The following is an 8,624-nucleotide window of genomic DNA, read 5'->3' on the forward strand; positions in this document are numbered from 1 at the left end:
TTTTTAAATAAGCTGTTCACCAACATAAAAGGTTAGAAAATAGGACAGTTATAAAGTCTTAGTAATAAAATTTGTGCGCGCGCAAAAAAGGAATTAATCTGTTAATACTGAGCGTTTTCAATCAGGTCAATTATGAATGAATCCTTAATGAATAGGACTGATGTTTTTTACTGATTAATGAAACTATGTTTATGAAAAGAGTATTTTACTGAATGAAAACTTTATCTCTTTGTTATATGCCTTTTATTTAAAATAATGCTTATCAATTATTCAGTATGGTTCAATAAAGTTATCATGGTAAAAGAAGCTTTTATTAGAACACTTATATAAAGTGAATAGATTTATGCCTGACAAATATGAATGGTGGGAGCCAATTTTGCGTTGGCTACAATATTATCTTCCGCTTATTGGCGGATTTTCTATTGCAACAACGATTGCCTATATTCGTGAACGACGCGAAGGGATGCTTTGGAAACAATCTTTATTGGAAGCGTTGATGTGTGGTTTGCTGAGTGTGGGCACAATCCGGTTTATTGAATGGTGGTTAGCACAAAATGGCAATACCGAGTCTTGGAGCTTATTAGCCGAATTTTGTGGTGTTGTGATCGGTTTTTTAGGAACAAAAAAACTCTATGGCATCTTTGAGATGATCATCCAATTTATTAAAAATCGATTTGGAGTTTAATGATGAATCAATTTTTTCTTAGCCAGCGTAGTGAACAAAACTTACGGGGTGTGCATCCTGATTTAGTCAAAGTGGTGCGCCGAGCGATCAAATTGAGCCGTGTTGATTTCATGGTTATTGAAGGAAAACGCAATGAAGCTCGCCAACGGCAATTAGTGGCTAATGGACAAAGTCAAACGATGAATAGTCGGCACCTAACAGGGCATGCCGTCGACTGCGCTCCATTAATTCACCGTCAAATTCCATGGAATGATTGGTCTAAGTTCGAGCTGGTTGCTCGAGCAATGAAAAAGGCCGCGGCGGAATTAAACGTGGAAATTGAATGGGGAGGTGACTGGGTTAATTTTAAAGACGGACCACATTTTCAATTGTCATACCGCGCTTACCCTCTATGACATCGCTAACCAAGGTATTTACGGCGACCAGCCTGATCCTGGCTTTTTGGTTGTGGTGGGTAATGCGTGATTATGACAAGTTAAATCGCCAATATATGTCACTGAATCATCAAATGGCAGCGCAACAGGCTTTATTTAATGGGTATTTAAAATTTTCAGCACAACTCAATAAAATTACCAAAAATCATCTTAACCAACGAAATGAGGTGGATCTTAGTTCTGAACAAACCAAAGAAGTTATTAAAAAGAGGCTTTCTGACACTATTTGTGCCACTCATCGTGTGCCTAGTGATGCTACTGTCCAGTTGCACAAACATTCAGAAAGAATACGTTCCACAGCCGCAAATGGCGATCCCAGCTTATTTACTCGATGATTGTTTACCCCCGATTATTCCTCTCGAATTAACTTGGGGTGATTCGCTTCTACTGAATGAGACATTATTAACTATTATCGAACAATGTAATTTAGATAAGCAAGCCATCAGAGTGATTGAACAACAACGCCACGCCCTCTTTTTCAAGTAAGTGTTTATTACATCTTTAACTAATTGAATAGCAGATAAAACAACCGACTATCACCGATAGCGCGGAAGATTGTCTATGCCTAATTATTGGGAATTCACATGGAAACAACAACGCTTTCACGGCTCAACCTAGATAAATTGCGCCAAATTATCGTGCTGCTCACACGACTACCGGAAGAACGCGTTCTTGATGGCAGTGTTTATACCGATGTATCGAAATGGGATGACTTTATCACTGTCACGCCATTGGTATCTCATTCTATCGGTACGGAAGTTAAATTCGAAGCAGAAAACAGTAGAGAAGTGGTGACGACGACACGGGAAACCACGGTTTCGATTACCGCACAAGGTAAGCAGGCGTTCTTATTGATTGAAGATTTAGCCGCGCAAATGCACACATACCTTGCTTTGCAACAACTTAAAGCCATGGGGGCGGGATTAGTTCACGGATCAGAAATTCAATATTTCCCCGAGGAGGAGCCTGAAGGAAAGCAACAAAGAGCACAGCTCAATTTAACACTATCACATATTCATCGTATCGAATCATCACTGACTTATGGTGAATCGGTCGTTATAACCACGCTAAAGGAACCATTATGAGTTTATCTATTAAAGAGATCATTAATGCACAAATTTTACCCCAAGCGGCAGCCGTGCAACGTCGTGATCTAAGTATGATTGCGATTTTTACGTCTGAAATGGGCAATGCGTTTGTTGATGCATCTTCGCGTTATATATTTGTTTCTAATGAACAAGATGTTGCTAATTTATTTGGTACAAAATCGTCAACCTATAAAGCAGCACAAGCACTGTTTTCTGCGCGCCCTAAATTGAAGCGTGCGATGATCGCGCGTTTTGCGAAAGAGAAACAGACAATTGCCGCAACCGCGAATGCGCTAAAAGGCTCAACGATTTCTGTTGGACTGAATGTATTAAAGGCGATTACTGATGGTGCAATGACTTTGAACCTTGCGGGCTCTGATATTTTACTGTCGGCCCTCGACTTTAGTAAAGCTATTGATTTTTCAGACATTGCAAAAGTTATTAATCAAAAGCTACCTAGTGATGCCAACGTACAAGCGGTGTGGGATGCCATCGGTAAGCGCATGATCATTCAATCGAAAACGGCAGGGGTAGATGCAAAAACGCGTTTCGGTTATGTGAAGCCATCCACTAGCGGTACTTATGTGGGTAATTTACTCAAACTGGAAGAAGGCCAAGCTACGCTAACGGTGGGAGCCGCCGCACAAACTGTTAATGCTGAGCTACCTTCCGAAGCCTTGCATAAACTACAAAATGTCTATCAAAACTGGTATGGCGTCTATTTCGCAGACTCTCTCACCGATGAACAGCTTGATGATGCTCATGCATGGGTGACCGCGGCTGACTTAAAAGTTATGGCCTATACCGCGACGCGTGATGAGCAGATTGAGTGGAACAACAGTAACATACTGAAAAAGCTGTTTGATAAAAACAGTGGTCGGTTGATGGTGCAATTCAACAAAACGGGAGATAACCATGCCGGTGCTGAGTTGTTGGCGATTGCCGTTTCAACGGTTTGGCAAGGACAGAACACCGCAAAAACTGTCAAATTTAAGCAACAAACGTCGGTACGCTCTGACGATCGCGTAACTCAAGATGCAGCACAAAAATGCCGTCGTTTGGGGATCAATTTTTATACCGATTATGACGGTATCAATATGCTAGCTGAAGGCACGATGCTCGGCGGTACATTTATTGATGAAGTGATGGGGCTGGATGCGTTTATCGATGCGTGCCAAAAACAAGCCTTCACGACCTTACAAGCAAGCCCTACAAAAATTCCTCAAACCGATAAAGGCCAAGCGATGCTAATTGGCTCCTTGATTGTCATTGGCAACGAATTTAAACGCAATGGCTTCTTAGCAGGGGGGATCTGGCGTGGCAGTGATATTGGCGAGGTGACTTTTGGTGACCGCTTAGATGAAGGTTTCTATTTTTACTCGGATAGCTTTGATGTTCAGTCACAAGCGGATCGAGAAGCACGCAAAATGATGCCGATTATGTGTGCAATTAAGCTCGCGGGTGCGGGTCATTCAGCAGATTTATTAATTCAATTCAACCGCTAAGAGGTCACTATGTCTGTTTATAATCACAAAAGTCTTATGGTCAGTATCAATGGTTATGAAATCACAGCCTTTGATGAATCTGCAGATGCGCTATCAATTGCTCCTGTAGGCGATGATGGTGCTTGGACGTTCGGCGCTAATGGGCGTGGGGTTTATGTTTTTAGTGGTAACCAGTCGGGAATATTAACACTGAAGTTACTGCAACATTCTGCAGATAATCATTTTTTATCGAATCTACGTAATCAAATGCTCAGCAGCCAATCTGCTCCCGCGCCGCTTGAATTGTATATCAAGGATACGTGGAACGGTGATGAGATTGTGGGGCATGTTGGCTTTTTCACAACACCGCCGACGCAAACACGTGGGGCTGGCCATAATGCGCAGTCATGGGTGATCCAATTTGAACGTGTGATCACTAAATTGGGTAAAGGAGCCTTTAACTGATGGAAAAAGATAACATCACTTATGAGCATCGTCATAGCAACTTTATCGAAGCGAAAACCCATGCCATGAAGCTATTGGGGATGCTAAAAGGTTGCATTGCAATGAATGGTGAACAGGTTGATATCGATGTGGGGGGCGTACTTGCCAATATTGGCTCCACAGAAATGCAAGGTGTCGAAAAATTCATCTTAAAATGGGTGATAGCAAAAGATGCCGATGGCAATGTTATTCAGCTTGATAAAGTGGATGTGTTTAATACCCATTTTAATACTTATCGTTCCCATTATTATCCACTTATTGTTAATGGCCTAGTCTTTCATTTTGCTGATTTTTTGCCCGATGGAGTCGCATCCAAGGTAAATATGCCCAGTTTGGTCAATCTGACGGCATAACAGATGTAGATTGGTTAAAAATGCTGCCCATTATGGAAGGCAAATATACCGGTCATGATCTTAGAACGACAGCAACGCTCGGCGATGTGCTTGATTTTCATGAGGCCTATGTCGAGCGTTTGTTGTCTCAGCGGAGGGCAGAAGATGGGAATCGAACAACTTCTAACCATTATCGGTCTTAATGAAGAGCAAGTGGTTAAATTAAAAGGTGTCGTCACTGCCCTCGGCGCGGCGGCGACTTCAACGGCAACAGTTATTGGCCAATTAGGTGAGAAATTAAGTAATGCGGGTTTAACGATTGATAATTTGAAAGCAGTGGTTTCTGGTCTCGTGACGGCTATTGATTTTATGTCGAATAAATTCTTTAGCTTTATTGGTGGCGCGGTAGCAGGGGCGAGAGAGCTCTCTCAGGAAAAAAGTGTGTTATTTACCATTTCTGAGAAAGAATTACAGCAAGCTGATGAATATCAATCAGTCACGAAGAAAACTAGCTTATCAATAGAGTCAATAAAAACGAAACTCGTACTAGGGCTACTCCCTAACTTAACGGAGGTGATTAATCGCTTTAATGAATGGCTAGATGCGAATAAGGCACTGATATCAGAGGGATTAACTCAGCTGGTCGTGTGGGGGAGTAAAGGCATACAAGCGATAGGGAATGCGGGTCGTGCCATTAATCTCTTAGTCGAAAAAACCATAGGTTGGAAAGCGGCAATCATTGGCGTTATAGCGGTGTTAGCGGCCTTTAAAAAAGCCGCTTTAATAGCCTTTGCCGCGAATCCTGTCATGTGGGTTGCGGCTGCGGTGGCTGGACTGATGGTGCTGCTCGGGGATCTCATGGCTTATCTAGACGGTGGTGAGTCACAATTTAGTGAGTTTTGGGCGCCAGCCATTGAATGGATACAGTCAGTATTAGCTTGGTGGAATACTTTTTATGCTGAAAATAAACTGATTTTCGATGGCATTGCTCAAGCATGGGCGCTCACTATCGATAGTGCTGTGATGATTTTCCGTGGCTTCTTTAAATATATAGGTAATGCCTTAAAGCTACTCTTTGGCTTATTCAGTGGTAATACGGCGATGATGGGGGAAGCATGGGAGGGCATGACCGAGGGATTGAAGGAGATTTGGGCAGGATTTGAACACTACTTTCATGGTTTTGCCACGGCATTTTTAGCATTATGGCAAGTGCTTATCCAAGGGGTTATTCAGGCTTGGGATGTCATTAAAAATGCAGCGAAAATGGCTTTTGAATGGGTATTGAGTGTTGCAAAAACCTTTATTGATGGTTTGAGTTCAGTATTTTTTGCGATTATCGATTACCTATTGGCGCCATTTCAGTCAGCGTTTGATTTGATACAATCGTTATATGAAATATTCACCGACGATTCAACGTCATGGACGGAAAAACTTAATTTAGCATTTGCCGCAATTCAGGAATTCTTAACCGCACCATTTAAAGCGGGATGGGAATTTATTAGAAATCTTTTTGATCTCAGTGATACCGATATTGGCAAGTTTATTCATGATCTTGCGAATACGTTTAATGGGGTGACTGAATTAATTAAAAAGCCTTTCGAGTTGGCATTTAATTGGGTAAACCAAAAGCTTGATGAGTTGACATCGGGTATTATTTCAATATTAACAGCACTGGGTATTATTGACGATAAATATCAAAGTGAAAAAAAATTAGTACAAATCTCAAATCTTGCTGGCGGCTTAATTAAGCAAAATCTAGCTGATCCCAATTTATCTAATGTCACAACTAGCAATCATAAGAGCATTGTTGTTAACCAAGGGGATGTTAATGTGAAACAAGATATTCATACCATGGATAGCCGACAAGCGGGTGTATTGGCGGTAGAGGGGATCAATCAATATGTTAATGAGATTGCATACCATTCCTTAAAGAGTGCGAATGCTGATTAACCCGCCGTTTTAAAGAATGAGTTGGGTTCAATTCAACTGATAAGGTCACTTAATGTGGCCTTTTTTATTTAGGCAATAGATTATGGATATTACAAGCGGAATATTTACTGGTCGAGCGTCTGTTATTACAAGAACGATTGGTCAGTTTGAACTTGATTGTACGATCCGCGAGACTCATACCTCTGCATTAAGGATCACAAAAAACCCCGTTGAATCGGGGGCTGATATTGCTGATCACGCATTTCTTGAGCCGAAATCACTGAGTATTACGGGAACGGTAGTGGGCTATGAACCTGCGAAATATTTTAATGATTTTTTAGGGTTCGATACCGAGGCTATGGGGGAATACCCTCTGCCGTTAGAAATATCGTCATCAATATGGCAAGCGGAAGCGATGCTGGGGCAATATATAACGATAGGACGGGTGTTAGCCAATAAAGTGCAGAAGGTGATTGCACCTTGGTATCCGGATGTATTGAAACCTTTTGCTGATAGTTCGCAGACATTAGATCGTGCTAGTCGCGCTTATGAATCATTATTGGCAATACAAAAAATGGGGGAGCCGATTGATGTACAAACAGGACTTCGTTTGTACAAGAATATGATGTTAACCAGTATTGGCGCGACACAGGATAAGCCTGGGGCGGTTGAATTTAGTTTAAATTTAGAGGAAGTGTTTATTGTCGAGAGTCAGACGGCAAAAGGATTACACCCTGATTTAAAACAACAACCTCAAAAAAGTAATATGGGAAGAACTCAGCCCGAGGCCAAATCTGCCCATACTTTCCGTGAAACATTAGGGGGACGTTCATGATTTATGAAATACCCGTATCTAACGAGCCGATCCAAGAGCAATTATTTACCTTATTTGGTAAGGCCTTAAAGCTAACTTTGTACTACAACAAAATTTCAAAAAATTGGCAGTTTGATTTATTCGACACCAATGAGAATAAAGTTATTACACAAATGCAAGGATTAGCTGTTAATGCTCCTTCATTAATAGAGAAAAATCTCCCCTTTATTTTGACGTTAAGTGATAAATCACGTTTTGGTATTAATTCAATATCACAAAGTGAATTAGGTGAAAGGCTTTTGCTCTATATTGTTGATAAAGGATTTTGGTATGAAACAATTAGGCAGACAACTTAAGCTTGTTATTGGTAATGATGATGAATCTTTCGAAATAACACAATTACGCGTCACGTTTGATATCAAAAAAACATTAACACCAGAGCCTAACCCTGCTGTTATCCGTATTTACAACCTTAATGCGTCACATCGAAACTTATTAACCAGCAAGGTATTTAATCGGGCAGCACTTTCGGTTGGTTATGAAGAGCTGCAACTAATTTATGCAGGGGATATTATTGAGGTTAAGGTAACTGAAAGTGCGGAAGATATTATTTGTGAATTAATTTGTGGCGATGGATTTAAGGCTTATACCTGTACGTTAGTTAATAAAACATTATCTTCGGGTAATCGCGATCGTGATATTTTAACAGAAAATGCGCAGGCGATGGATATTGATATTGGTGTTATAGAGTTGCCAAATGATCGTCAACTTCCGCGTGCAAAAGTGATGTTTGGTGATGCAAGGGAATTACTGCATAAAATCGCGAAAAATAACCAGTCAGATTGGTCTATTCAGGATGGGCAACTCATGTTATTGCCAAAACAAAAGGTGATAACGGATAACGAAAGTTTTGTTTTATCGCAAGAAACGGGGCTAATTGGTAAACCCGAAAAAAGTGAAGATGGCTTGACGATAACCTGTTTATGTCATCCTACATTAAAAATTGGTGCCCTCATTCGGCTTCAATCCATTACATCTGAATTTAATGGTGACTATAAAATTACGCAGCTAAGTCATACGGGCGATTTTATGGAGAGGGATTGGTATAGCAGGCTCGTTTGTGTTGATGGTACGTTTGATAAGGTGAAACAATGAAACAGCCAACACTTCTTGATGTGATGAATCAACACGCTCAGAACCAGCGCTACGATATTCATACTGCGTTGCCCGGTAAATTACTGTCTTGCAATGGGCATAGTGCGACGGTTGAATTAATGATCAGCCATGTCACTAAAGAGGGAAAAGTGATTGCGTTGCCGCCGTTAGTCGATGTTCCGGTTGGATTTTATCGGGG

General features: G+C 41.0%; 12 protein-coding genes. All 12 read left to right on the top strand.

What is annotated here, in order from left to right; genetic code table 11:
* Window positions 1–343 precede the first annotated feature (343 nt).
* Entirely contained in the window at window positions 344–685 is a 342-nt protein-coding gene (locus PR699_RS19185; protein ID WP_014656238.1) for a phage holin family protein, read from the top strand.
* Entirely contained in the window at window positions 685–1,080 is a 396-nt protein-coding gene (locus PR699_RS19190; RefSeq protein ID WP_004921025.1) for a M15 family metallopeptidase, read from the top strand. The genes PR699_RS19185 and PR699_RS19190 overlap by 1 nt, the downstream gene beginning before the upstream one ends.
* Before the next feature lie 62 nt (window positions 1,081–1,142).
* Entirely contained in the window at window positions 1,143–1,454 is a 312-nt protein-coding gene (locus tag PR699_RS19195) for a hypothetical protein (RefSeq protein WP_014656237.1), read from the top strand.
* Window positions 1,455–1,703: 249 nt separating this feature from the next.
* Entirely contained in the window at window positions 1,704–2,204 is a 501-nt protein-coding gene (locus PR699_RS19200; protein ID WP_014656235.1) for a hypothetical protein, read from the top strand.
* Window positions 2,201–3,712 carry a DUF3383 domain-containing protein gene (locus PR699_RS19205; protein WP_014656234.1) on the top strand — a complete coding sequence of 504 codons (1,512 nt, stop codon included), beginning with the start codon at window positions 2,201–2,203 and terminating at the stop codon, window positions 3,710–3,712. Before PR699_RS19200 ends, PR699_RS19205 begins: the two co-directional genes overlap by 4 nt.
* 9 nt (window positions 3,713–3,721) lie before the next feature.
* Window positions 3,722–4,156, top strand: coding sequence for a phage protein (locus PR699_RS19210; RefSeq protein ID WP_004921015.1), 435 nt, complete (start codon window positions 3,722–3,724; stop codon window positions 4,154–4,156).
* Window positions 4,156–4,548, top strand: coding sequence for a putative phage tail assembly chaperone (locus tag PR699_RS19215; RefSeq protein ID WP_014656233.1), 393 nt, complete (start codon window positions 4,156–4,158; stop codon window positions 4,546–4,548). Before PR699_RS19210 ends, PR699_RS19215 begins: the two co-directional genes overlap by 1 nt.
* A 144-nt stretch (window positions 4,549–4,692) precedes the next feature.
* Window positions 4,693–6,477 (top strand): hypothetical protein, encoded by a 1,785-nt coding sequence (locus PR699_RS19220; RefSeq protein WP_014656231.1) that lies wholly within the window; start codon window positions 4,693–4,695, stop codon window positions 6,475–6,477.
* Between the two features lie 82 nt (window positions 6,478–6,559).
* Window positions 6,560–7,291: a phage baseplate protein gene (locus tag PR699_RS19225; RefSeq protein ID WP_014656230.1), complete on the top strand. Its 732-nt coding sequence runs from the start codon at window positions 6,560–6,562 to the stop codon at window positions 7,289–7,291.
* Entirely contained in the window at window positions 7,288–7,626 is a 339-nt protein-coding gene (locus PR699_RS19230; protein WP_014656229.1) for a hypothetical protein, read from the top strand. Before PR699_RS19225 ends, PR699_RS19230 begins: the two co-directional genes overlap by 4 nt.
* A complete protein-coding gene (locus tag PR699_RS19235) occupies window positions 7,601–8,425 on the top strand; it encodes a hypothetical protein (RefSeq protein ID WP_004921005.1) in 825 nt (274 codons plus the stop codon). The genes PR699_RS19230 and PR699_RS19235 overlap by 26 nt, the downstream gene beginning before the upstream one ends.
* Window positions 8,422–8,624, top strand: a 203-nt coding sequence (locus PR699_RS19240) for a Gp138 family membrane-puncturing spike protein (RefSeq protein ID WP_272577891.1), incomplete at its 3' end; no start/stop codon positions are given. The genes PR699_RS19235 and PR699_RS19240, both read left to right, overlap by 4 nt.

Source organism: Providencia sp. PROV268 (assembly GCF_028477805.1).
GTDB lineage: Bacteria > Pseudomonadota > Gammaproteobacteria > Enterobacterales > Enterobacteriaceae > Providencia > Providencia stuartii.

Coding starts and splice junctions, on each gene's coding strand:
- PR699_RS19215 (WP_014656233.1), top strand. CDS start 4,156: ATGGAAAAAGATAACATCACTTATGAGCATCGTCATAGCAACTTTATC.
- PR699_RS19220 (WP_014656231.1), top strand. CDS start 4,693: ATGGGAATCGAACAACTTCTAACCATTATCGGTCTTAATGAAGAGCAA.
- PR699_RS19235 (WP_004921005.1), top strand. CDS start 7,601: ATGAAACAATTAGGCAGACAACTTAAGCTTGTTATTGGTAATGATGAT.
- PR699_RS19185 (WP_014656238.1), top strand. CDS start 344: ATGCCTGACAAATATGAATGGTGGGAGCCAATTTTGCGTTGGCTACAA.
- PR699_RS19195 (WP_014656237.1), top strand. CDS start 1,143: ATGCGTGATTATGACAAGTTAAATCGCCAATATATGTCACTGAATCAT.
- PR699_RS19200 (WP_014656235.1), top strand. CDS start 1,704: ATGGAAACAACAACGCTTTCACGGCTCAACCTAGATAAATTGCGCCAA.
- PR699_RS19225 (WP_014656230.1), top strand. CDS start 6,560: ATGGATATTACAAGCGGAATATTTACTGGTCGAGCGTCTGTTATTACA.
- PR699_RS19210 (WP_004921015.1), top strand. CDS start 3,722: ATGTCTGTTTATAATCACAAAAGTCTTATGGTCAGTATCAATGGTTAT.
- PR699_RS19205 (WP_014656234.1), top strand. CDS start 2,201: ATGAGTTTATCTATTAAAGAGATCATTAATGCACAAATTTTACCCCAA.
- PR699_RS19190 (WP_004921025.1), top strand. CDS start 685: ATGATGAATCAATTTTTTCTTAGCCAGCGTAGTGAACAAAACTTACGG.
- PR699_RS19230 (WP_014656229.1), top strand. CDS start 7,288: ATGATTTATGAAATACCCGTATCTAACGAGCCGATCCAAGAGCAATTA.